At 54.2% G+C, this 25,015-nt stretch carries 17 protein-coding genes; 9 read left to right on the forward strand and 8 right to left on the reverse strand.

Going from position 1 to position 25,015, the window contains the following annotated elements:
* Positions 1-5: 5 nt before the first annotated feature.
* From GO984_RS14650 to GO984_RS14685, 8 genes are all read left to right on the forward strand, one after another.
* The gene (locus GO984_RS14650) at positions 6-998 is read left to right on the forward strand and encodes an AAA family ATPase (RefSeq protein ID WP_157023340.1); all 993 of its coding nucleotides are present in this window, start codon (positions 6-8) and stop codon (positions 996-998) included.
* A 14-nt stretch (positions 999-1,012) separates the two neighbouring features.
* Positions 1,013-1,960: a DUF58 domain-containing protein gene (locus GO984_RS14655; RefSeq protein ID WP_157023342.1), complete on the forward strand. Its 948-nt coding sequence runs from the start codon at positions 1,013-1,015 to the stop codon at positions 1,958-1,960.
* On the forward strand, positions 1,957-2,445 hold the full coding sequence (locus GO984_RS14660) for a DUF4381 domain-containing protein (RefSeq protein WP_157023344.1): 489 nt from the start codon (positions 1,957-1,959) through the stop codon (positions 2,443-2,445). Before GO984_RS14655 ends, GO984_RS14660 begins: the two co-directional genes overlap by 4 nt.
* Positions 2,439-3,431, forward strand: coding sequence for a vWA domain-containing protein (locus GO984_RS14665; protein WP_157023346.1), 993 nt, complete (start codon positions 2,439-2,441; stop codon positions 3,429-3,431). The genes GO984_RS14660 and GO984_RS14665 overlap by 7 nt, the downstream gene beginning before the upstream one ends.
* A complete protein-coding gene (locus tag GO984_RS14670) occupies positions 3,428-4,954 on the forward strand; it encodes a VWA domain-containing protein (RefSeq protein WP_167740351.1) in 1,527 nt (508 codons plus the stop codon). Before GO984_RS14665 ends, GO984_RS14670 begins: the two co-directional genes overlap by 4 nt.
* Complete coding sequence (locus GO984_RS14675; RefSeq protein ID WP_157023348.1) at positions 4,951-6,309, forward strand: BatD family protein; 1,359 nt, start codon at positions 4,951-4,953, stop codon at positions 6,307-6,309. Before GO984_RS14670 ends, GO984_RS14675 begins: the two co-directional genes overlap by 4 nt.
* A gap of 615 nt (positions 6,310-6,924) precedes the next feature.
* The gene (locus GO984_RS14680) at positions 6,925-12,666 is read left to right on the forward strand and encodes a hypothetical protein (protein WP_157023350.1); all 5,742 of its coding nucleotides are present in this window, start codon (positions 6,925-6,927) and stop codon (positions 12,664-12,666) included.
* Positions 12,667-12,675: 9 nt separating this feature from the next.
* Entirely contained in the window at positions 12,676-13,383 is a 708-nt protein-coding gene (locus GO984_RS14685) for a CpXC domain-containing protein (protein WP_157023352.1), read from the forward strand.
* A 66-nt stretch (positions 13,384-13,449) separates the two neighbouring features.
* Here GO984_RS14685 and GO984_RS14690 read toward each other — a convergent pair whose 3' ends face one another.
* The 8 genes from GO984_RS14690 to GO984_RS14725 all read right to left on the reverse strand — a co-directional run bounded on the left by GO984_RS14690 (position 13,450) and on the right by GO984_RS14725 (position 24,390).
* Positions 13,450-15,216: an AMP-binding protein gene (locus GO984_RS14690; protein WP_157023354.1), complete on the reverse strand. Its 1,767-nt coding sequence runs from the start codon at positions 15,214-15,216 to the stop codon at positions 13,450-13,452.
* 11 nt (positions 15,217-15,227) lie between these two features.
* Positions 15,228-17,576 (reverse strand): amidase, encoded by a 2,349-nt coding sequence (locus tag GO984_RS14695; protein WP_157023390.1) that lies wholly within the window; start codon positions 17,574-17,576, stop codon positions 15,228-15,230.
* Positions 17,576-18,295, reverse strand: coding sequence for an ABC transporter ATP-binding protein (locus GO984_RS14700; protein WP_157023356.1), 720 nt, complete (start codon positions 18,293-18,295; stop codon positions 17,576-17,578). The genes GO984_RS14695 and GO984_RS14700 overlap by 1 nt, the downstream gene beginning before the upstream one ends.
* A complete protein-coding gene (locus GO984_RS14705) occupies positions 18,288-19,325 on the reverse strand; it encodes a branched-chain amino acid ABC transporter permease (protein WP_245231118.1) in 1,038 nt (345 codons plus the stop codon). Before GO984_RS14705 ends, GO984_RS14700 begins: the two co-directional genes overlap by 8 nt.
* Complete coding sequence (locus GO984_RS14710) at positions 19,325-20,191, reverse strand: ABC transporter permease subunit (protein WP_157023358.1); 867 nt, start codon at positions 20,189-20,191, stop codon at positions 19,325-19,327. Before GO984_RS14710 ends, GO984_RS14705 begins: the two co-directional genes overlap by 1 nt.
* A 90-nt stretch (positions 20,192-20,281) precedes the next feature.
* Positions 20,282-21,502: an urea ABC transporter substrate-binding protein gene (locus tag GO984_RS14715; protein ID WP_157023360.1), complete on the reverse strand. Its 1,221-nt coding sequence runs from the start codon at positions 21,500-21,502 to the stop codon at positions 20,282-20,284.
* 51 nt (positions 21,503-21,553) lie between these two features.
* Positions 21,554-23,134 carry a flotillin family protein gene (locus tag GO984_RS14720; RefSeq protein WP_157023362.1) on the reverse strand — a complete coding sequence of 527 codons (1,581 nt, stop codon included), beginning with the start codon at positions 23,132-23,134 and terminating at the stop codon, positions 21,554-21,556.
* 140 nt (positions 23,135-23,274) lie between these two features.
* Positions 23,275-24,390 carry a substrate-binding domain-containing protein gene (locus GO984_RS14725; protein WP_342448096.1) on the reverse strand — a complete coding sequence of 372 codons (1,116 nt, stop codon included), beginning with the start codon at positions 24,388-24,390 and terminating at the stop codon, positions 23,275-23,277.
* Between the two features lie 112 nt (positions 24,391-24,502).
* On the opposite strand from GO984_RS14725, the gene GO984_RS14730 reads away from it, so the two are divergent.
* Positions 24,503-24,925 carry a MarR family winged helix-turn-helix transcriptional regulator gene (locus tag GO984_RS14730; RefSeq protein WP_157023365.1) on the forward strand — a complete coding sequence of 141 codons (423 nt, stop codon included), beginning with the start codon at positions 24,503-24,505 and terminating at the stop codon, positions 24,923-24,925.
* Positions 24,926-25,015 lie beyond the last annotated feature (90 nt).

Genomic DNA, 25,015 nt, shown 5'->3' on the forward strand with positions numbered 1-25,015 from the left:
TCTAAATGAACGCACATGACGATATTTTAGCCCTGCAAGATCGGATAGCTCAGTCAATCATTGGCCAAAAAGCCGTGGTAGAGAGTCTGGTTATCGGTGTTTTGGCCAATGGCAACCTATTGGTCGAAGGCCTGCCGGGGCTGGCCAAGACGCGGGCGATCAAGGCGCTGGCGAAAAACCTGGATGCTCAGTTCTCGCGCATTCAGTTCACTCCGGATCTGTTGCCGTCGGATGTAACCGGAACCGAGGTTTATACCCAGACCTCCGAGGGTGGCAGTTTTCGGTTCGATCCGGGGCCAATTTTTGCCAACATTGTACTTGCCGATGAAATCAACCGCGCCCCGGCCAAGGTGCAGGCCGCCTTGCTAGAGGCGATGGAAGAGCGGCAGGTGACAGTCGCTGGCACCACCCACAAAATGGAATCTCTGTTCACGGTGATGGCCACCCAGAATCCCATCGAACAAGAAGGCACCTATCCACTGCCCGAAGCGCAGATGGATCGCTTTCTGATGCACGTCAATATCACCTATCCACCAGTGGAAGATGAGGTTGAAGTGATCCGTTTGGTGCGAGGAGAAGAGATCTCGGCACTTGAAGGCCGCAAAGGAAACAAGCCCAAGAAAGAAAAACCGCCTGCCATTTCACAAGAGGCGGTATTCACCGCGCGGGCGGAAATTGGCCAGATTCACGTCTCGGATGAAATGGACCGTTATATGGCCGATCTGGTGCAGGCGACCCGCACACCCGGTGCCGTTAGCGATGATCTGGCACGCTGGATCGAAATCGGCTCTAGCCCGCGGGCCTCGCTGGCCTTGGACAAATGTAGCCGCGCTCATGCATGGCTACATAAACGCGACTATGTCGACCCGCAGGATCTGCACGCGGTAATACACAATGTGCTGCGCCACCGTTTGACGCTTAGTTTTGAGGCACAAGGCGATGGCAAGCAACCTGATCACGTTGTGGATGAAATTGTCAAACTGGTGGCCCTGCCCTAAGAGACGAGGCCCGCATGTCACAGCATGACAACTCCACTCAAGATCCCCGCATTTATGTCTCTGCCGAGCAACTGCGCAGGCTGGGCCCCCGCGCCCGTTCGCTCACCCTGCTGGCTCATCAACCTGCCCGGTCAGTATTGAATGGACGACACGCCTCGCGTCTACGAGGCCGTGGATTGGATTTCGAAGAGCTGCGTCACTACATGCCCGGCGACGATGTGCGTACCATCGACTGGAAAGTGACCGCCCGTACTGGCGAGACTCATGTGCGTGTCTATACCGAAGAACGGGACCGTCAGACACTTCTGTTGGTCGATCAGAGGGTGTCGATGTTCTTTGGGTCTCAGGTCTACATGAAATCAGTAGTTGCCGCCGAAGCTGCGGCACTTGTCGCGCAACGGGTGCTGGCGCAGGGAGATCGGGTTGGTGGATTTGTATTTGGGGATGATAGCATTGCCGAACACCGCCCCCAGCGCCGTGCTGTCGCCTTAAACCAGTTTCTTAGCTCGGTTGCCAAAGCAAATAATATGCTGAATGCAGATCTGCGCCCACAAGGCTCAGTCGAACTGAACGACGTCCTTCAAAAAGCGTCTCGAATTGTTGGGAGCAATGCGCTGGTCCTTGTGTTCTCTGATTTTGACGGGCTGAACACGCAGAGCGAACAGCTGATACGCAAACTGTCGGCAGCAAATGATCTGATCCTGTTTCCCGTCACCGATGCACTAGCAAAACAGCTACCTCCAACCATGCGGGCGGCAATTTCCGACGGCAATTTGCAGGCCGATTTTGATGCCCGAAACCCTGCCCTTCGCGCTCGGATCAAGGCGACATTTCTCGACCGAGTGAAAGATCTGGAGCATTGGTCGCAACGTTATGGATTTCCGTTGGCACCTTTGGGGACGCAGGTCCCGGCGTTAGATCAATTGATGCGATTGTTTGGCCTGCGAGGTGGCATAGGATGAGCCAGCACCTAGACGGATTGAACCTGGTTGAATTGTTGGATCTGCTTGAGCCGGTTCCACAACCCATACCAATTTCCATGGCACCCCAGACGCCGGGGTGGATTGTGTTGGCAGTGCTGACGCTCAGCTTAATGCTGTGGGCCACAAGATATCAGCTCCGACGCTACCAGTCTAACGGATACCGCAGGGCTGCCTTAGCTGAGCTGGAACTTCTGATCACAACCGGTGAAAGCCCTGCTGAAATTTCTGTTTTACTACGTCGCACAGCTTTGGCTGCCTACCCACGCGAACAGGTGGCCAGCTTGCACGGTGACAGATGGCTACGGTTTCTGGACGCACATTTCCCCGGCGATGGGTTTAGCACTGGGCCGGGCCGCATCCTGGCGACAGCACCTTGGCGGCCCGTTGCACCTGATCCAGCGTTGACGGCATTGGCTCGGGACTGGATTTGCAAGCACCAGCGGCATAGCGGTGAACCATGCTAACGCTGGCGTTTCCCTGGGCCCTGATCCTGTTGCCCCTGCCCTGGCTGACTTGGCGTTTCATGCCCCCTTGGCGCGACCGAACATCTGCTCTGCGCGTTCCCTTTTTTCGGCGGGTAACAGAGGCAGCAAGGTTAACTCCGAAACCAGGCTCGGTGGTGCTTGGACGAAAGCCAATTCAAATGATCGCTGCGGTTATGGTTTGGGTGTTGGTGGTGTTGGGACTTGCGCGCCCGGAACAACTGGGGGAACCAATTGTAATCACAAGCTCTGCCCGGGACATTGTGCTGGCGCTGGATATTTCCGGGTCAATGGATGAAAGAGACTTTCGGACCCCTGAAGGCCAACCCAGACAACGGCTGGATGCGGTCAAAGATGTCATGGCGCAGTTCATAGCCGAGCGGGATACAGACCGCATGTCATTGATCATTTTTGGCTCGCGCGCCTTTGTTCAGGCCCCGTTCACTGAGGATTTAGACAGCCTGATTGGGTTTCTGGATCAGACCGTGGTTGGCATGGCGGGTCCACAGACCGCACTTGGTGACGCCATAGGTCTTGCAATCCGCAGCTTTGAAACCAGCAAAGTTGACCAACGGTTGGTTATCCTATTGAGCGATGGTGCGGATACCTCCAGCAGAATGACACCCGTGAATGCCGCCAGCTTTGCCGCGCAAAAGGGGGTAACAATTTCAACCATTGGTGTTGGTGATCCAGAGGCAAGTGGAGAGGGATGGGTCGACCTCGCAGCGCTGGAAGACATCGCCAAGCGAACGGGTGGTCACTACTTTTTTGCTGATGATCAGGCCGGACTGGAACAGATCTACGCTCAGATCGATGCACAAAACCCTCGCGAAACACAGACCCAGTCGTTTCGCCCGCGAAAAAGTCTGGCACATATCCCACTTGCAACGGCTTTGTTGCTCATCCTCATCAGCCTAATTTTTCTCCACCCGCGCAGCCTGCAGCAACACGGGGGGACAAGACTGTGATCGAGACATTCAGCTACTTTCACTTCCTGCGACCGTTGTGGTTGCTGGCGCTCCCATTGGTGGCAGCACTCTGGGTCTGGATCAGATGGCAACCACGGCAAAGCTCTAGACTTCAGGCTGACGCATTCGCGCCCCATCTGCTGACTGCATTGCAAGTCGGTGGCTCTGCCCCGCGCAAACTCCTACCCATCGACGGAGTTCTACTCGCCGCATGCCTTTTAGCATTGGCAGTGGCGGGCCCGACATGGACCCGCGAACCAAACCCGTTGCTGGCAAACTCTGCGCCGCTGGTGGTGGCTCTCAAAGTGACGGACAGTATGCTGAACAGTGATTTGGCACCTACCCGTCTGGATCGGGCAAGGTTCAAGCTAAAGGACTTGATAACTAAGCGCGCCGGTGCACGAACTGCGGTGATCGCCTATTCCGGATCAGCACACCGCGTCTCCCCACTGACCGAAGATGCCAATATATTGCGCCCCCTACTGGACGGCCTTGCACCAGAAGTCATGCCCATATCAGGCAATGATGCTGGTGCAGCTCTCGCACTGGCCGAAGAGATTTTAGACAAATCTAGCACCCCAGGTGCCATTCTATTTTTATTGGATGATTTTGACCCGTCCGACCTAGCTAGTTTTAGAAGTCAAAAGGACTCGCCGCGCCCTCCGGTAATTTTTCTGGTCACCGCGCCAAGCGACCTTGCTTTACCTCAACTGGATCGGGTCCCCAACTCTGACGTTATTCGTTTAACTGTAGACGACAGGGACCTGAACCAAATCGACCGCCAGCTAAATGCTGTTTATATCGCTGCGTTGGCGGGCGATGAACGCTTGCGCTGGCAAGATCGAGGTTGGCTGCTTGCTTGGCCAGTGGCCTTACTGGTCCTGATTTGGTTTCGCCCGGGTTGGACAATGCGATGGGCAATGTGTGCAGGCATTTTTCTTGGAACGACGACCCCGAAAACCGCAATGGCAGAAGGCTGGATAGATTGGTTTTTGACATCCGACCAACAGGGCCAAATAGCATACAACAATCTGGAGTTTTCCCGTGCCGGGGATCTGTTCATTGACCCATACTGGAGAGGGTATGCCAAATTCAGGGCAGGTCACTATGCTGATGCGGCGCAAGTGTTTGCCACAATTGACACGCCAGAGGCAGCCTTGGCAGAAGGCATGTCACTCATTCGGAACCGACAGTATCGGCCTGCAATTGCTGCGTTTGAACTCGCGATTGAGCGCCGCACCGATTACCCCGAAGCGGAAACAAACCTGGAAGTTGCCAAGGCCATTCTGGACTATGTTGAAACAACCCGCGCGCAGTCCGACACCGGTGAAGATACCGGAATTGGAGCTGATGACATGGTGTTTGACAATGAGGCGGGTCACGGCGCTGACAGCAGAATTGTAGCGCCTAAAGAAAACGCAGCACCCCTAACCGGCGAACAGTGGATGTCGGCTATCGATACCAACATGGGAGGCTTCTTGCGCAGCAGATTCCTGTTGGAACAGTCAATGAGGAAGCCATGACTTTGCGGCTGATTTTTTCAATGCTGATCTTCGCTCTTATGGGTTTCCATGTCGTTGCGCAGGAAGATCCGCCTCAGGCTGACAGCCCGCGCCTAAGCGTTACACTCTCCGATGGGCCATATATTGTTGGGCAACCAATTACCCTACGTGTCAAAATTCTAGTCCCGACATGGATGCCAACTCCTCCTGTCTACCCAAGTTTTGAACAGCCCAATTTGTTGATACGGCTCGCTGAACGATCAACGCATCCGGTCAGCGAGACAATCTCGGGAGAGACCTGGTCAGGAACATCACGCACCTATCAGCTCTACCCTCTGGAATTGGGGGCATTCGGGATACCAAGCCAATCCGTGCAAATCACCTCTGCCGGTCCATCTGCCCAACCGGTTAAAACTGAACATCAGCTGGAAGCAATTTCATTCACCGCCGAGCTGCCAAAAGGCGCTGAGGTGATGGATCCACCCGTTATCGTTGCCTCGGACCTCTCCTTGGACCAAGAGTTCTCTGGCTTGGAGGAATTGAATGTTGGTGATGCGCTGACACGCCGTGTGATAGCGCAGATTGAGGGCACCACCGCAATCTTAATTCCATCTCTGATCCCAGCTCCCATCCAATCGACATCCAAAACTGAAGAAGAACAACCCAATTCTTTGCGTGCTTATCCAAAGGATCCAATCATCGAAGAAAGCGTCGAAAGAGGATCCTTGTCCGGGAGCCGCATAGAAGAGGTAAGCTATTTGGCTCAGGCGGGAGGGTCAGCAACTCTGCCCTCGATCGAAATTGAATGGTTCGACATCGATAGAGGAACAGTCGAAACAGCGCGATTGGACGCTTTGACCGTGCATGTCGCGAAACCACCTGTGGCTCCTCGTGCCCCCGGTGAGCGCGCGCTACAGTTGGCTGCAGTTTTAGCATTCTTAGCATCGGCTGTATTGGTATTGCGCAGCATTAGACCTAGATTGCACAATTACATACAGATATTGAAAACACGTTGGATGAGTTCAGAGCTTTATGCGCGCAGGGCAGTGCAACAGTCCATCAAGTCTAAGGACCTGTGGCAACTTCAAGCCAAGCTTGCGACTTGGGGAGGTCATTTTCCCTCCCTTGCACCATCCAATTATTATGAAATTGAACAAGCTCTGACACAGGTTGGTCGTGGTCTCTATGGCCCCTCTACCTCAAACAGAACAACCACCAGCAAAACAACGGCTGACTGCCATAAACAATGGAGGGCTGTAGAACATGCATTTACCCGGCTATATAGCCAAGCAAAAGCCGACAAAAAACGGCAGACCGGCGCCGAAAGTCTACCTGATCTGAATCCATCGCCCGTGTCTCCGCCACCTCATCAATAAACAAACGCTGAACCCGTCGTACAAGTTCATTAGCACTGGCTGATTGTGCAACAGTTGTTCGGCTTCCCGGCCAACTATTCGACGATTCCGATCCATCATCCGAAGATTAAAAACATATCGCTCAACTTGCCTAGGTGCCCAGCAACAGATGGATCGTTCAAACTGTTTTCTTACCTCCAATGCATTGACGGATGGTAGGATTGATACACATGGTTTCTGTATGGGCACGACCCAACAGTATTGGACCCAAACATTGAAATTTGAAGCGTCCTGATATCAGTAAAGTCGCCGGGGTTGCAAAAAATCCCCTTTCGCGTGATGTTTATCTTGGGCGCTCCACTTTCGGGGGAATGTTTGAGCTCCGGTAATTTCCACGGTCCCCCGGCTCAGAGCTAAACCAGAAATGAGATATTTTAAGATAAATAGTGAGGTTAGGGCATATGAAAAGGTTTTGGCGCAATCACGCAGTGTTAGCCGACTTACCAGATTGTGGTAACGAGTGCTCGCCAACCGATTTTTGTTCTGATGTCCCTCCCCCCCCTTACAAACCTGCAATAATCAAGTCCGCACCACCATATCAGCGGTTAAAGGACACGCATTCGGAGGATATTCGCCATGGGTGAGTATGACGTTAGAGGCCCCGAACTAAAGAAAATGATCAAACTTGCACGCAAGCAATCGATCCCTTTTGGTTATAATCCCGGTACAGGTCCAAAGGACGACTATTTTGGTCTTGATAAGCGAAAACCCCCAAAAACCGTTGGTAAAGCAGCCCTAGATGAAGGCGTCGGGAAAAAAGCTGCTTTTGGCACTGTGACAGTTGATGGCAAAGTAATGTCTTTGACCTGCCTACGCGTCGTCCCTTCAATTGCCAAAAAGCTGAAGAAATATCTGAAGTCTGAAAAAGTCTCTTTGAATGTAGAGATTCTCGATGAAGGCGGCTCAGTACTCGAGTCTGACATAGACGAAAACCTACCAGACGAATCCGAACCTACACCACCAGCGCCATCAGCCCCGTCTGAGCCATCAGAGCCATCAGCACCCGAAATGGGTGAACTAACTGTCCAGCTAAAGGCCTTGGCTCAGCGCATTCAAGGGCTTGAAGCTGATGTAAGTGGCCCCTTCGTAAAACTATACAAACAACTGGCCGCGTTCCTGAAGGAAGGCGACAGCGCCCGCGTCGAGTCTGGGATCGAAAAGGTTACCCAGGCTTTGGATAAACTCAAGGCTCCAGAGGGTGCAGAAGAGCAAGCACAAAAGCCGCCCGAGCCACCCGAAGATGGCGCTGGTGAAGAGGCGGAGGCTGGTCCAAATGCAGCCAAATGGATCGCCGCGCGCGATAAGATGGAACCTCATGTTCTTGAAGCCCTAAAACTCAATACCAGCAAAACGTCAAAAATTCGCGCGGTCTGGGCCTTTGCCAATGAAAAGGCCGATGGAGACAAGCCCAATTACGCTGCCGCACTCAAAGCTTTGGTGCCATTGGCCAGTCTAATTGCCGAGGCACGCTCCGAAACCAAGTCCGAAGCGCAGGTCGCGGCTGAAGCGCGCAAGGAAGACGCCGGAGAACGCGTCGATAAGCTCAAAACTGAATGCGACATCAGTGTCGCCCGTATGCGCCCCGCAATCGAAAAACGCTTGGCAATGAAAGCCGAAGGCAACGACAAACTTCGTCAAGCCTGGATGATTGCTCAGGACAAAGCGGAAAACGGCGAGTATGCAACCGCGCTGGACTACCTAAAGCGCATCAATGCTGTTCTGGCCAAGCCACCCGTCGAGGCCGCTGATAAACCTGAGCCAGAAAAGCTCAAAGCCAAATCTCTGATGTTCCAAGACATAGGCGCTGCCGTCAAAACCGTTGCAGCAGCCAAACAGGAAATAGGGAAGTTCCCGGACACGCCATCAGGGGAATGGGCAACGATCCTGGATGGGGCGACCAAGGCATTAAATGAAATACCGGACACGGCCGAAGACAATGAAATTAAGGCGGCTATCAAAGACGCAGAAAACAAGACCGAAGGTGTGCTTGCGGATATGGGTGCCGCCATGGCTGAGCGCGAGATCTGGCTGAAGGAACTTGCTGTTTTCAAGGAACGCATGAAGATCCTAGGCAGCCACGCCATGCACGCAGTTGAGCCCATCGCTGGCAAGATCAAAGAAATCACTGATGCGCTGGCAGTCGCTGAAACCGCCGCAAAAACAGAACGCAAATATGTGGCAGGCAAGAAAGAGCTGGCACGTCTGCGTGATCTTGCAGACAAGGCCGAGATCTATGCCGATGAGCTGTCTCACTACACAGAAATTGCAAAGGGTCGAAAAATCTTGTTCGATGCCCTGCCCGGGGCCGCGCCTGGTGGAGCGCACCAGTCACTTGTGGACGCATTAGCCAAAGCCAAATCCGTCTGGGCCGAAGCCGAAGTTCATAAGGGTGCAGGCAAATTCAAAGAGGGTGTAGCCAAACTAAACGAAATGCGAACAGCCCACGAGGACTATGTCAAACTTCACGTTCTTCATGGCAAATACAATTCGCGACGTGTCCAATTCCGGACTGATCTAGACGGCCTCTTGAACGGGCTGGGAACGCTCAAAACCAAAGCAGAAGCTATTGAGGGCGCGAACAGTTCTGTGGAATTGGGTTTGACCAAATTAGCCGCGCCGCTTGAAACAACCTATACCGACGCGACGGTTGCAAAGATCGGCTATCGCGCTGCACATGAAAAAATGGGGCGTGATCTCGGTATCTTGTATCGTATTCTGTACCCTAGAAAAGCAGCTGCCAAAAACTATGTGACGGCGCTTGAAAAATTCGACAAAGCGTATGCCAAGGGCCCGCTGAACCTGAAAACCCACCCCGGAATTGAAGGGATCAGAGAATACGTGGATCTCATGGGGCGTGACTTGAAGGGGGCAGAGGAGGCAGCCAAGAAATTCAAGTTTGGTTTGGCCGAAAAATTGCTGAAAGTGACTGAGGGCAAGTGGGCCACTTGGGATCAGCTTGGCAAAGATTACAAGGCGTACAAAGACAAGTACGACGTGGTTAACCCGAAATTTGACGAACTGGTCAAAGATCTCGACTGGGATTCCAATACCTTCTTCGATGCCGCGGATTTGGCCGATACGATGAATGCCGCGGCTGATGCTCGGGTGGCCAAAGATTACAAACGCGCCAAAACCGAACTTGAGTCAGCTGAAAAGCTGATCGAATACGTCAAAACGCTTAAGGAAAAAGACGCCAAATCCAAAGAAGCCCTGGAAGGCAGCGATGACAAACTTGGAAAAATCGACACCGAGTTTGACAGCGCTTTCAAAGTATTCACCGACCTGAAAGGCTTGGTTACAAGTGGCGACAAGGACAATGTTTTTCAGGCAGAGGTGCAGCGCGCCGAAGCTGAAGCGAAAAAAGCCAGTGATGTAAAAGATCAAAAGGATGCGGATGCAAAGCAGATGGCCAAAGACCTGCAAGCAGCCATCGACATTCTCAAACCACTCGTCCTGAAAGGCGATCGCGCCCAGATCTACAAAACAACCTTGGCGAAGGTCGAACAGGAGATCACCGATCTCAAAGCCCTCCCTGGCGATCAGAAACCGGCTGCCAAAGATGATTGGGAGGCGATGGAGAAGCTGGTTGTGGAGGCCAAAGAAGCAGTAAAATCACCAGACTTCGATTTCCAAACTGGCGAAGCCTTGATGAACGACGCCCTTCGCAAGGGGCGTGATGCGCGCAAAAAGGCCGAGATTAACCCAAAAATCAAAGCTATTCTTGATCATCAATATGGACCTGTAGAGACAATCTCAGACATTAAAGGCCAGCCAAGTGGAGCGGCAAACTTCGATAAAGAAATCAAATTGCTAAGCGGGCATGTCAAAGAGATCGAGGACCACAAGAAGGCTGGAGAATACGAAAAGGCATACGAAGTCGCCAAGGAAAGTATGAAACTTAGTGAGCCAGTTTGGGATAAGGTTCAGGCCTACGAAGATGTGGTGACTGAATACACAACCAAAGTCGGTCCGATGAAGGTCACGTATAATGCGTATGATCAAGTCGTAAAGGATGAGAGAAAAGACAAAATTGCCGCCCTGGAAGAGGCCTATAAGAAGCTCATGCTTGCGCATGATTTCAAGGGTGCCATTAGGTTATGTTTCAATATCAAAATGGAAATCTGGAGCTGCATGGGGCACCAGAAAACTCTGGACCCCTGGAAAGCAGCCCGGGTAACAGCCGTTGCTAAAATCAAAGATGTTGATGACGTAAAGAACGACGCCGTTACCGACGACTTGGACAAGTTGAACAAATTGCTGGCCTCTGCCGACGCCACGGCAAAGGAGTTCAAATACAAAGAAGCCTGCAAAATTGTTGACCCGATTGCCGAACAGTCTGCTGCTCTGGTCACTACCGCAGGGTTGTTCAAGGCCTTTGCTGAGTCCAAGAAAACAGCCGAACAAGAAATCGCAAAGCTTAATGACAAAGACCAAGTCAAAATGCTTAAGGATCGTGTCGACCAAAAGCTTAAAAATGCACAAAGCCGGGCCACTGAAAAAGACTACGCTGGCGCAAAACGGCTGGCTGATCAAATCCCCGATGATGTTGCCAAGGCCTTGCTGGTTGACAACAAAAATGCCGCCCTTGGTGAGCTTTCCGATGAACTGACGACGTTGGATAAGGACGATGGTGAGGCAATCAAGAAATCAATTGCCAAGGCACGCGAGCTGGTTGAGCAGCTCTCAACTTCGCCAGATAATGCATTTGTTCTTCCTGGGTTGATCCCCGTCAACAAAGGCTTGAAAGCGGCTGAGGAAAAGGCCGACACTGATGGCCTTGCCGCGACGAAGCTGCTGGACGCCGTGATTGCCTCCTGCAAAACACTCCAGACTGGGCTTTGGCATTTCGATCAGCTCAAAACGGTTGCCGGGCGTGCTGAGAAACGGTTCGAACCACTGGAAGAAAACCACACCGGAAAAGAGCACGTCGCCGAAGAAGCCGCTAAAATCAAGCTCCGCATTGCCGCTCTGACAGTAGACGCAATTGCGTCGGGCAAGACCGAAGCTGGCTTTGCAGCAGCCGAAGCTATATTTTCGGACATTATCCGGGTTATGGCGCTTCGCGATGGTTTCAAGGAATACAAAGACCGAGCAGACCTATTCGATGCCCGGTTGCTGGTTCTGGACAAACATCCGCACCGGTACGCCATTAAGGATTCCCTGGATAAAATCCGGACCAACCTAGCACAGGCTGCAGGGGACGCATCGTTAGACAAATTCCCCGAAGCCAAAAAGAACCTCGACAAGGTCGAGACAGCTCTGCTCGACGCAGAAATCGAAGTCAAGATGCGCAACAACGAACCACCAGACGCCAATCAATTGAAGGCCTTGATGAAGCGTGACGATGGCATGGAAAAACTAGACGAAATCGTGAAAGGCACCAAAACCAGCGAAGGTCTGGATGAAGCGACTAAGAGAAAGGTCATTAAAGCGGCGTTCGAAGCACGGTTTGGCTGCAAACTGGTTGTGACAAACAAAGAGATGACCCACTGGGCCGATCTGGAAGGTAAAGGGCCCAATCTCGCGCGCATGTACGAGACGATGAGCCAATTGCCGCCATCCGATACCAATGTAAACGACAGCCTGATGGAATATTGGACCTCAGACCAAGGTGGCGGGTCTTCTTTCAGTGGGGCAAGCAAAAAGGTAAAGGTACGTGAGGGTAATACCAAGTACTCGTGGGATTACGGTTTTGGTGACGAATATGAAGTCGGCGAAGTCGATCCAAAATGTGTACCCAAGAACACCGACCCCGTCGAAGCCCTGGATTGGAACACCATTCACGAGGTCGGGCACGCCGTTGATGACAACCAGAAATATATGGAGAAAAACGGGAAGAAACTAGCTGGGTGGGAGTTCCACTTCGGTGATTTCACACCCGTGGCCAAGGCGATCGCGAAACATTACTCCTATGACTATTCCTATGCACTCGCCTATATCTCCGGGAATACAGATCCACCCACACCTCGGGCGCCAGAAAAAGTTGAACCCGAAACTTGGGAGCGAAACCGGGTACGGCTCATATCTCATGTGGATGATTGCCGCGCTTCAGGAAACCCATGGATGAGTGCTTCGGGTGCGAAAAAACTAGCCGTAAAAGATGGCGGAACTGATCGGATATTCCATGAGGCATATGTAGGCAGGTGGGTAAGCTACGACGCCTCTGCCCGATCAGAGGCGATCACTGGATATCAATTCAGAGCCCCGGCTGAATGGTTTTCTGAGCTCTACGCAGCCTACCATTGCGACAAGCTGGGCGACCTGCATCCAGCAGTAGATTGGCTGTCCAAGATCTCACCCAAGAAGAAGCCGCAATAGGAGTTTGTAATGTCATTGTTTGTTTCAATGCATGTTGATTGCCCTGAATGCGATCACACCAATACAATGGATGCGGTAGGCAGCGTAAATGCGGACAGGCGGCCGGATCTAAGGGAGGATATCCTGGAAGACCGGTTCCAAATCATAAAATGCGCCAATTGCGATACCGAGTTTCGACTGCAGCCTGAGTTCAACTATCTGGATGTGGAAAATGGATTGTGGATCCTTGCAATGCCTGCAGATGGCGTTGCGGACTACATCGAGAACGAAGACAAGACCACGGCCTTGTTCGGAACATCTTACGGTGCTGATGCTCCTGACGCTGCTCAAACTGTTGGTGATAACTTGACGTGTCGTCTGACTTTTGGCTGGCTTGCCGCGCGCGAAAAACTGGTTCTTCGGATTGCCGGTCTCGACGATATAATTGTCGAAATGATGAAGATGGATCTGCTACGTCGTATGCCGGGAGCCCATTTCGACATTGGTGTGGAGCTTCGGGTAACGTCTGTTTCCGATGAAAACCTTGAACTTGCCTGGGTTCGGGCGGACTCAGAGGAAGCATTGGAGTTCATGGCCGTCAGCAAAGAGGCCTATTTCAGTGTTGAAAATGCGCGAGATCAATGGGGCGGCATAGAGGCGCAGTTAACTGATGGTCCATTTGTGGATATCCAGAAGCTGTTTCTCGGCGGCGGACGGAACCAAGACGCGGCAGAGTAACCGGCTTAGAAGCTTCGCAGGTGATTGGGTCTCCTTGTGCCTGCGAAGCTTTTAGGGGAACCGGAGTTAGACCTGACCACCGTGTTCCTGCAACATTTCTATCATTTTGTCACGCATCACGAACTTCTGGGGTTTGCCGGTGATCGTCATAGGCAAGTCTGAAACGATGCGGATGTGACGGGGGATTTTGTAATGCGCTATTTGCCCTTTGCATAAAGCTATAAGCTCCTCACCGGTCAATTCGGTCCCGGGTTTTGCAACTGCCCAGGCGCAGACGTCTTCACCCAATCGTTCATCCGGGATGCCGAACACTTGCACCTCGCTGACACTGGGATGGGTGAACAGGAACTCTTCAATTTCTCGCGGGTAAATGTTTTCACCACCGCGAATGATCATGTCTTTGACGCGGCCGACAATTGAACAGAATCCTTGGGCGTCAAACACCGCCAGATCACCGGTATGCATCCAGCCATCAACGATGCTGTCTGCCGTTTTGTCCGCGTCGTCCCAATAGCCCTTCATCACCGAATAACCGCGGGTGCAAAGCTCACCTTGCTCGCCTACAGCGACATTCTCACCATTTTTTGCAACGATCTTGGCTTCTAGATGCGGATGGACCCGGCCGACTGTTTCGCAGCGTTTCTGGGTGGTGTCTGTCACAAAGCTTTGGAAGGACACGGGCGAGGTTTCGGTCATGCCGTAGCAGATTGTTACCTCTTTCATGTTCATCTCATCATTGACCCGTTGCATGACATCGACCGGACAGGGGGCACCTGCCATGATGCCGGTGCGCAGGCTGCTGAGATCGCGTGGCTTTGCCTCCAGATCCTCGAGCATGGCGACAAACATGGTTGGAACGCCATAAACTGCTGTGCAGCGTTCGTTGGACAATACGTCCAGGGTTTGCCCGGCATCAAACGCCTCACCCGGGAACACCATGGCTGCGCCTGTGCTGACCGCGCCAAGTGATCCGAGCACCATGCCAAAGCAATGATAAAGCGGCACAGGTATCGCCAAACGGTCGCTTTCAGTGAGATTGATCCGACGGGTCGAAAACCGCGCGTTGTTGACGATGTTGTAATGCGACAGGGTTGCGCCCTTGGGCGCGCCAGTGGTGCCGGAGGTGAATTGAATGTTGATCGCGTCATCCGGGTTCAACGTTTTGTCGATTGTCGGCATCCGCAGCTGCTGTGCGGGACCGCCTAATTTACAGACTTGGTCAAACGAGTAAACACCCGGGTCTGCATCCGGACCCATCACAACGACGCTGCGCAAGTCAGGCACCCTAGCCGCCCGCAATTGCCCTGGTTTGCAAGTTTCAAGTTCGGGCGCCAACTGTCGGATCATGTCCAGATAGTCAGAGGATTTGAAAGCTCGCGCTGTGACTAGCGCCTTGCATCCGACTTTGTTCAGCGCATACTCCAGCTCGTTCAGCCTGTAGGCTGGGTTGATATTGACCAGAACAATCCCGATCCGTGCGGTGGCAAATTGCGTCAGCACCCATTCGCAGCGGTTGGGTGACCATATGCCAACCCTGTCACCTTTGGTCAGGCCCAGTGCCAGCAGGCCAGCAGCCAGCTCATCCACGGCCCGGTCCAGCTCGTAATAGCTCATCCGGATACCTTGTTCGGCAAAGATCATGGCGTCGCGCGGACCGAACCGCGACACGGCTTCGCGCAGAAGCTGGGGGATGGTGGCATAGACCAGTGGCGGTTCATTCGCCCCCCGCAGATAAGACTGTCCGTTTTGCGGGGCGGTTGTTTCGCTGTTGATCTCGTCACTCTGGCCAAGGTCCAGAATTTTGCTTGCCAGACTTTCGTTCAAAATTGACATTGCCATCTCACCTACATGTTCCGCCAGTCACCGCTTTGCTCAAATGCGTGCGCGGCCTGGTATATTTTCAACTCGCCATATTTTGCGCCTACGAGCATCATGCCGATTGGCAGCCCCTCGCTGAGCCCGCAGGGAACGTTCATTGCGGGCAGGCCACCATTAAACGGTGCGGTATTGCCGATCATTTCAAAGGCGCGCTGCACGTATTCAGTGATCGAGCAGTCAGCGGCTGGGATCTTTTGCGGCTTCATCGGCACCGTGGGCATCAGCAGCACATCATATTGCTGCAAGGCGGCGGTGTATTTTTCGTTCACCTTGCGCATCAGGTTTTGGGCTTTGCCATAGAACCGGCCCCGGTATTGTTCCTGAAAAAACTCGCCGGTAAACATACTGACCTTTAGCGAATGGCTCAGCTCATCCGCACGATTGCGCCACTGCGCCATGTGGTCGATCATCGAGGGCAGGAACAGCCCGCGGTAATTGGTTCCGGCTGAATTGCCGTGCATCATATGATCTTGCAGGCCTTCAAGAGTGATCGCTGTCCAGCAATCGACTGCAAGCTGGTGTTCCGGTACGGATACTTCGTCAACCAGTGCGCCCAGCTCGCGGAAACGGTCTGCGGCGGCCAGAACTTTTTGGTCCACGTCTGCCTCGCTTTCGGGGCGGTGGAAACCCTGTTTAAGGATGCCAATACGCAGTCCCTGCGCACCGCGACCCAGGGCTTCGGTATAGCGGAACACTTGCGGATTATATTGGCGAGGGTCCAGACCGTCTTCGCCTGCCAGCACCTCTAGCAGCAGCGCATTGTCAGCAACGGTATTGGTCACCGGTCCAACGTGATCGATGGTCTGCTCGATCGGCATAACACCGGTATAGGGCACCAACCCGTGGGTTGGTTTCATGCCATAGACGCCACAGTTTGACGATGGGATGCGGATGGATCCCCCCTGATCGCCGGCAATGGCCATGTCCACCTCGCCAGCGGCAACCAATGCGGCTGAGCCACTGGACGAGCCCCCTGCCATGTAGCCGTGTTTCCAAGGGTTATGGACCGGCCCTTTGGCGTTGGTGTGTGATCCGCCTGACAGGCAGAAATTCTCATTATGCGCCTTACCAACAATCGTCGCGCCGGCGTCCAGCATTCGGGTCACAATGGTCGCGTCGATCTCGGGGGTGTAGCCTTCCATGATCGAAGTTCCGTTCATCATCGCCACACCAGCCAGGCAAACGGTGTCTTTCAGTACAATGCGTTTGCCGCGTAGCGGGCCATCAGCGGCACCACGTACATCGGTTTTCACATACCAGGCGTTCAGGGGGTTTTCGCTAAAATCCGGGAACCGGCCGGGCGCGCGTGGATAGCGCACGGGTGGCAGGTTATCTGGGGTGGCATCCAGCCGATCATAGGCCTGAATATAGGGCTCCATCAGCTCAGAATATTCAGTCAGCTCTGCATCCGTCAGGTTCATGCCAAATCGCGTGGCCATGTCGCGCATCTGGGTAAGAGTCGGGCGTTTGATTGTCATGTTGGTCACCGTTGGGAAAATGGGTTCCGCTGCCGAGGATCTGGGCTGCGACTGTTGTGGTGTGTTGGATTGAGAAGCAGTCGGGCTGGCCTGACCGCGTGTTGACCGTGCCGCGCCAAAGCCCAGAAACTGGTCGACTTTGGCCTGATCGCTCAGGTCGCTGCGGCTCAGCTCACCCGTGATCCGGCCGCGTTCAAGAACCAGGACCCGGTCAGAAAGGTCCGAAATGAAGTCAAAATTCTGCTCGACCAACAAGATCGAGAGCCCGCGCCGTTCGCGCAGTTGCAAAAGCGTTTCGGCCATTTCTTCGATGATTGACGGCTGGATGCCTTCGGTTGGTTCGTCCAACAACAGAAAATCCGGGTCCCCCATCAGGCAACGGGCCAGAGCCAGCAGCTGTTGCTCGCCGCCAGACAAGGCGCCGCCCATCCGATCCAGCAATCGGGTCAGACGCGGGAAATCCTCTAGCACCGCGTCCATCACCTCTTGCTCTGGGCCGCCGGAATAGACGTGCCAGGCAAATCGCAGGTTGTCGCGCACAGAGAGTTGCGGGAAGATCCCCCTGCCCTGCGGTACATAACCCAGGCCCAGCCCGGCCCTCTCGTTGGGGGACATGCGGGTGATATCGGTATTGTGAAATTGCACCCGGCCGGAGCTGGCAGCCTGGAACCCCATCACCGTTTTCAACAGCGTGGTCTTGCCCATACCGTTGTGACCCAGGATGCCAACCACTTCGTTTTCGCCCACGGCAAAATCGATGCCATGCAGGATTGGCACCTTGCCATAGCCCCCAGACAGGCCTTTGATTTCCAGGATATCGTTCACGTCCTCGGGCATCATCCGGCCTTCTTTCCAAGATAAACATTACGTACAGTTTCGTCGGACATGACCTTGTCCACGTGGTCCTCCATCAGCACCGCGCCCTGATGGAAAACAGTCACCGTTTCGGCGATTGAGCGGATGAACTGCATGTCATGTTCAACGATCACCACAGCGGCTATTTTGGTCAGTTCGTGAATGATTTCGGTCATGCGTTCGACGTCTTCCGCGCTCATGCCGGCGGCGGGTTCATCCAGCAACACCAGCCAAGGATCGCCCACGGCGACCAGTCCCAGTTCCACCCGCTGCCGCTCGCCATGGGCCAAGTTGCCCAAATCCGAGCGGGCAATGGAGTTCAGCGCCAGCCGGTCGATGACTGCTTCGGCTTTATGCTTGGCCTCATCCACCGAATGGAACCGCCGCGCTGCCAGCCAAATGTTTTCAAACACGCTCAGGTAATCCATCACATTGGGCGTCTGCGTTTTGATCCCCACGCCGAGCGAGGCAATCTGATGCGGCATCCAACCGGTGGTTTCCTGGCCCCGCATAAACACCTGACCTTCGGTTGGTGTCAGCAGCCCGGTCACACATTTGAAGAAGGTGGACTTGCCTGCGCCATTGGGGCCGATCAGACAGCGCAGCTCTCGGGCGCGCAGTTTGAAATTCACATTGTCTGAAGCCACCACACCGCCAAATCGCATTGTTAGAGCCTGAGTTTCAAGAACGACTTCAGCCATTGGCCCGCCCCCTATTGCGTATTCGTCGGGCCTGATGCACCCGGCTGGGTGAGCGGCGCGCGAAACTTACCTTCCATAGGCTTGAAATTGCAGGCACCAGGCCTTTGGGCAGGAACAGTACAAACAGCACCAAGATCAGCCCGGTGATCAACGTGTTGTCGATCAGGCTCTGCTGGCCCAAGGCAAATTTGAGGTAGGCCAGTCCTGCGGCTCCCAAAATGGGACCGGACCGGGTGCCTAGGCCACCAACAATGCACCAGATGATGATCTCGGCTGACTGCCCCAACGAGAATAGCCCAGGCGTGACGATTTCGCCCCAGTTGGCAAATAGTGCCCCAGCGAGTCCGGCGATGGCGGCGCCAATGGCAAACAGGATGGTTTTGCGGGCCGCTACGTCATAGCCCATAAGTGACATCCGGGTTTCATTTTCGCGGATGCCAACGGCGATCCGGCCGAAGCTGGACCGCAGCAGTGCCGACACCAGCAGATAGACCAGCACCATTATGACTGCGCAGACATAGAAATAGGCGTCGCCCCAGATATAGGCATCGGGATCGCCCGGTACATTCAGCGTCTGAAAACCTGGAATGCCGTTGAAGCCACCCAGTCGCGCTGTGCCAATCATGTATTGTGGGCCTGCGGTGGAGTTGATGAACTTGAACAGGATCAGCGTGACCACCAGTGTGATCACCCCAAGATAAACATCGGTCAGTCGGCCATAGAACATCATTGCACCCAGCAGCAGCGCCGCGATGGCGGGTACCAGAATGGCGATGATCATGGGCAAGGTGCTTTCGCCAATGTTGATGGCGGCGATTGCATAGGTGTAGGCTCCCAGGCCAAAGAACGCAGCCTGACCAAAGCACAAGATGCCGCCAAACCCCCAGATCAGGCCAAGGCTAAACCCCAGCATTCCATAGATGATCAGTACGGTCAGCGTGTAGGTGCTGACCAATTGCGGCAGCAGCCATATCAGCAGCCCTGCCACGACAAGCGTCATTAAGACGTCTTTGCCCATTCTATCTTGCATCACAACTTTCCCTTGAAGAATTTACCGGTCACGCCCTGCGGCAACAGCCGCAACAGGATGACAGCCGACACCAGCAATGCGACCTCTCCGATGACCGGCGAGATGGCGAAGGTGAAGATCTGGTTGACCAGGCCAAACAGGCCGGCACTGCTGAGCAAACCGGCGACCAGCGACGGGCCGCCCGCGATCACAGTGATAAAGGCCTTGGCGATATAGGCGCCGCCGGATGTGGGTACCAAGCCCACCAATGGCGCCAACACAGCGCCCGCCAGGCCGGACAGAGCCGAGCCGCAGAAGAAGGTCGCCATGTAGATACGGTCGGGGCTGTAACCCAATGCGGCCGCGATATCAGAGCGCTGCATGGTGCCCCGCGCGATCAACCCAGCCCGTGTAGATTTCAGTATTACCAGCATGCCGATCACCAGGGCGATCGCGACAACGATGATGAAAAAGTTGTATCCGTTGATTTGGTAGCTTCCGATAGAGAAGCCGGGGATCGGAGTAGAAATGCCCGTTGTGGTATTGCCAAAGATCATCGTGGCCACACCGATGAAAAACAGGCTTAGCCCCCAGGTGGCCAACATGGTGTCGACCAACCGGCCATAAAGATGGCGGATCACCAGTCTTTCGACCACCAGACCAATCAATCCAACGGTGATCGGGGCCACGACCAGCATGGCCACAAAAACATTCACGCCCAGATTAACGGCGGTGATGGTGGCGTAGCCACCCATCATCATGAACTCACCATGGGCCAGGTTGATGACTTTCATCATGCCGAACACCACGGCCAGCCCGGCGCTGATCAGCACTAGAGAGGCCACCGCGTAGAGCATCTCGACAAGTATGACGACAGAGAGATCCATATTTCCCCAACTTCGCTAGACAAGCCGGGGGTGTTCCCCGGCCAGAGGTTGAGGCGGCAGGCGCCGCCCCAGGTTTGTTCTATGATCGGATTAGATCTGGATTTCGTACTGCGTGTTGTCGTTTGGACTCGCGGCCAGATCACAGACGGATTGGGTGTCAATGGGCTGCCGCTGGGGCAGTGTTTCAATCACCTTCATCCGCTGGTCTTCAAACTCCATCAGATGCACATCCAGAACCGCATGGTGGGTTTTGGGATCAACCGTCACTTTGCCACCGGGTCCTTCGATGGAAATGCCGGTTTCCAGTGCATCAATGATGCTGTCGCGATCCAGAGACCCAGCCATTTCCACCGCCTTGGCCCATGTCTTGACGCCTTGATAAGTCGATACCGCTGTCTCGTGGATATTGGAGTTGTCACCAAAAGCCGCCAGCCAGGACGCCTTGAACGCAGCATTTGCAGGGGTGTCGAGCTGTTGCGAATAGTTATAGGCAACCATGATCCCGTTGCCCTCTTCCGGTGTCAGAACCAATTGTTCGTTGCCCACACCCAAAGTAGTGGATGCCAGAGGGATACGGTCTTTCATGCCTGCAGCCGCCCACTGACGGAAGAAGGACAGATGCGCTCCGCCAACCAACGGAGCGATCACCAGATCCGGCGCGGCGGTTTGGATCTTGGCGATGGTTGAGCCAAAGTCGCTGACGTCCAGCGGGAAGAAGTCCAGACCTACGGTTTCACCGCCATTGTCCGCGACAAATTTCTGAATCCAACGGGCGGTAATTTGACCGTAGTTATAGTCGGCGGCCAAAACATAGACCTTTTTACCTGCCTTTTTCATCGCGTATGGCACTAGGGCCTCGACCTGCTGGGCCGGTGTCACACCGTTGATAAAGATGTTGCGGTCGCAGACGCCGCCTTCGTACAGCACGTTGTAGAAATACAGCGTTTTTGTTTTGCGCATGGTCTGGCGGATCGCCTCACGCGATGCTGACAGGATGCCACCATGCACCACATCAACTCGGTCTTGGCGGGTCAGCTGTTGGGCGTATTGCGAATAAAGCGCCATGTCGGATTGGGTGTCATAACCCGAGACTTCGACCTGTTTGCCCAGCAATCCGCCAGAGGCGTTGACCTCGTCCACGGCCAGTCGCATCGCCATGTCCATTGGCTTACCATAGGCATCAAAAATGCCGGAAGTATCGAGTATAGAGCCTAGTTTGATGGTCTCTGCGGCGCTGGCGAAGCTTGGCAACATTGCCGCCCCGGTCATGGCCGCTGTTCCGCCTAAGAATGCGCGTCGGTCAAGTGACATTAGTTTTCCTCCCTATTGTCAGTTCAGTTGGGTCGGCAACGGTTCTGCCCGTTACTCTTTGGCTTTGATCCGGTTGGCGTAGTCGGCCGTTCGACCGGCCAGATTGGCGTCAAAATCCAATCCGATCTCTTCGCCCATCTGCTTCATCGCGGGCAGCTGTACAGCCATGCCCAGGATTTGATCCATTGCCGCACCAAATGCGCCTTCGACACCTTCGCCAGATTTTGATCCGCCCAGTCCGCCGACCTGATTGATGCGGATCGAGTCGATTTTCTCGACCGGCTTCATCATCTGCGTCATGATCTCGGGCATCCGGTCCAGCTTGCGCTCTTCCAGACGCATGCGGATTACAGCCTCACTCAGGGTGTTTTCGGCAGAATTCAGGGCTGATTGGCCAGCAGCGGTGGCTTCCATGCGGGCTTTTTCAGCTTGGGCATTGCTGGTCGCAACAGCGGCTTCGGCCTTGGCCCGTGCCAACAAGATGTCGACTTCGCTTTTGACGCGTGCGTCTTCCAGTTCGATATTCTTTTGCTGCACCAGGCGGGCGGTGTCGCGTTCCCGTTCTGCCACAGCCCGGTCTTTTTGGGCCTGAACATTTTCCGCAGCCAATAGGACTTGCGCCCGCGCTTCCTCTTCCAGGGCCTTTACTTCTGCTTCTTCGGCTCGTTTGCGGGCCAAAAGAATGTCGTTGGCAATCTTGGCTTCCTCAAGCACCCGGATGGCCGTCATTTCCACCTGGCGCAGGGTTTCATCACTTTCGATCTGGGCCGCCTTGGCCTTCTGGTCGCTTTCGATGCGGTTTGTTTCAGCAGCCAACTGTGCTTCGGCACGGCTGATGTCTTGGCGTGACTTTGCATCCGCCTCTAGGGCTGCCAGATGTTCCTGGTTGGCGATTTCAGCCGCACGTTCGGCTTGCTGAATTTCGATCTGGCGCTGGTTCTGCGCCAACCGGCTTTCCCACACCGAGATTTCGGCTTGGGTTTCAACCGCCACGCGCGCTTTGCGCTGTTCGGCCACCAGCTCAGCCAATCGCCGCATGCCCTGTGCATTGAAAGCGTTGTTTTCGTTCATCTGGCTCAGATCACTTTGATCGACTGAGACAAGCGACGCAGAGACCAATGTTAGTCCCAGTTTTGCAGCCTGCGACTCAACAGCTGTGGAAATGTCGTTGGTAAATCCAGCACGATCCAGGTGGATCTCCTCGAGTGTACGGGTCGCGGCTGCATTCTGGATGGCACCCACCAGCGCGCCGGACAGCACTTCTTGAACCGCGTCCCCATTGCGCGCGATCCGCGGCCCCAAGGCCTGCGCGGCTGTTGAAACACCTTCAACACTGGGCGCGACGCGGAGTTCGAATTCAACCTCGACATCAGCGCGCATCTGATCGCGGGTCAGCAAGGCGTCGTTGCCTTTTCTAGAAGTTGAAAACGTCAAAGCCCCCATCGAGACCTTATGGATCTGATGCAGAAACGGCAGCGACAGACAGCCTCCGTCCATGACCACACGACACCCGCCAAATCCGGTGCGTACCAGCGCGGTGTCTAACGTCGCCTTGGCAAAATATCGGTGCAGAAACCAGATCCCAAACAGCGAAAGCAATGCCAGAGAAAACAGTGAAATTGTCCAGATCAAGGCCAGATCCCCCAAAAGCCGCGTGTCCGGTCAACTGTTGGCTACCCAACAATGACCCCTTGGCCTCAACCGTGAGGGAAATTGATTTCCATTTCAAGTAAATATTTGAAATGGAAAATATTTTCTTTTAACCACTTGAATTAGAACGATTCTATTACTTCAAATTTGATCCCATCGGCGCGAGCGAGGTAAATTTTCGCCCGTTCACCAATGCGATCACTGGAACTAATCCGGCCACTTTTATAGTTCACTTGCAGCGCATCCAGGCTGTTTTGGTGGCGCCAACGGGACGCATGCCCCTGCATCAGGCCAGCCAAGTATTGCACACCTTCATAGGTCGATTGCCCAATGGCATTTAGGACAGGCGCCTGATCCCCATGCAGGCCATAATACCGTTCCTTGAACGCGCCGTTCGCCTCGGTTGGCAGGTTGCCAAAATAGGCCGACGCAGCAAACAGCCGCTTCAGGTTTTTGGCACCGCAGGCCAACAGGCCGTTTTCTTCCATAGCGCAAGACAGACGCAGGACGCGGTCATGCAAACCTGCCCTGCCAAATGCCCTGTTAAAGGCAATGGCGTCCTGCCCCACCAAAGACAGCAACACCGCTCCGGCACCCGACCGGTCGATTTCGTCAACAAAGTGGTCCATTTTCTTCAGACCAAATGGAACGTATTTTTCATAGGCCAGATCCACCGACATTTCGGCCAGTTTCGACTTGGCATAGGAATGTGAAGTTCTTGGCCAAACGTAGTCATTGCCAATCAGGGCCCAGCTCTTTGGTCGATACCTATTCTGCAACAACTCCATCGAGGGTCCCAGTTGCTCTTGTGGAGTTTCTCCAATGGCAAACAAACCGGCGGTCCGCTCACCGCCCTCGTACAGCGGCGTATAGATATAGGGCACCCGTTGGCGCACCACCTTGCTTAGCCGCTGCCGGATCGCACTGATGTGCATGCCGACGATGGCGTCTATGGATTTGCTTTCGATCAGATCGTTGACGACTTCCTCGATCGGAACGCTGGCTTCTAGTGCGGAATCGATCATGATCAATTGTACTTTGCGTCCGCAAATTCCGTTTCCACGGTTCAGCTCTTCGACCGCAACCTGGGCGCTGGAAATACAGGACGGTGCCCAGATACCCGCCGACCCGCACATCGGAATAAGCAGAGCAATTCGATAGGCTTCGTGCGACTGGGCCAATGGCCCGTCGTGCAAATCAGCCAGCTCGGCCGGTATCAATCTGTCAGGCAATAACACCGTCTTCCCCCCTTGCCTCCTGGCCAACTGGATTTAGGAAGCTGATACATAGCAATTGAATTTAGTTTCCAAGTCAATTAAATTCTGATTTGTAACTTTGGTGGTGTCGAACATGAGTGAACCTCAGAACCCAATAGAAGACTACGTCTCCTATGCGCTGGCAGCAGCGCACCGGGCCGTGAACCGTTCCCTGGCGGCGCGGCTAAAGAAACATGGCGTTCAGATCGAAGCCTGGCGGATCATGGAAATACTGGATACCGGGCGGCGGCTAACCATGGGAGAGCTGGCTGAGATCGCGTTGATCAATCCACCGGCTCTTAGCAAGCTGGTGGACCGGATGGTTTCTAATGGTTTTGTCCACCGTCAGTCCGCACAAAATGACCACCGTCAGGTCAACCTACTGATCACCGCATTGGGACAAAAACGAATGATCCAAATTCGCGCCGACATCCAGGATCAGGATAAGCAAATTGTCGAGCAACTTGGCGATGAACAAGCGCAAAAGCTGCTGGATATTCTGAGCGGTCTTTCCTGATTATTGGTTGTATTGGCACGGTAGTTTTGCCGCGCCACCGTTTGACTTAGTCGTTGCGTCGCACGCGGGCTGCGGTTTTGTCGGCGAAGG

Source organism: Parasedimentitalea huanghaiensis, from assembly GCF_009753675.1.
GTDB lineage: Bacteria > Pseudomonadota > Alphaproteobacteria > Rhodobacterales > Rhodobacteraceae > Parasedimentitalea > Parasedimentitalea huanghaiensis.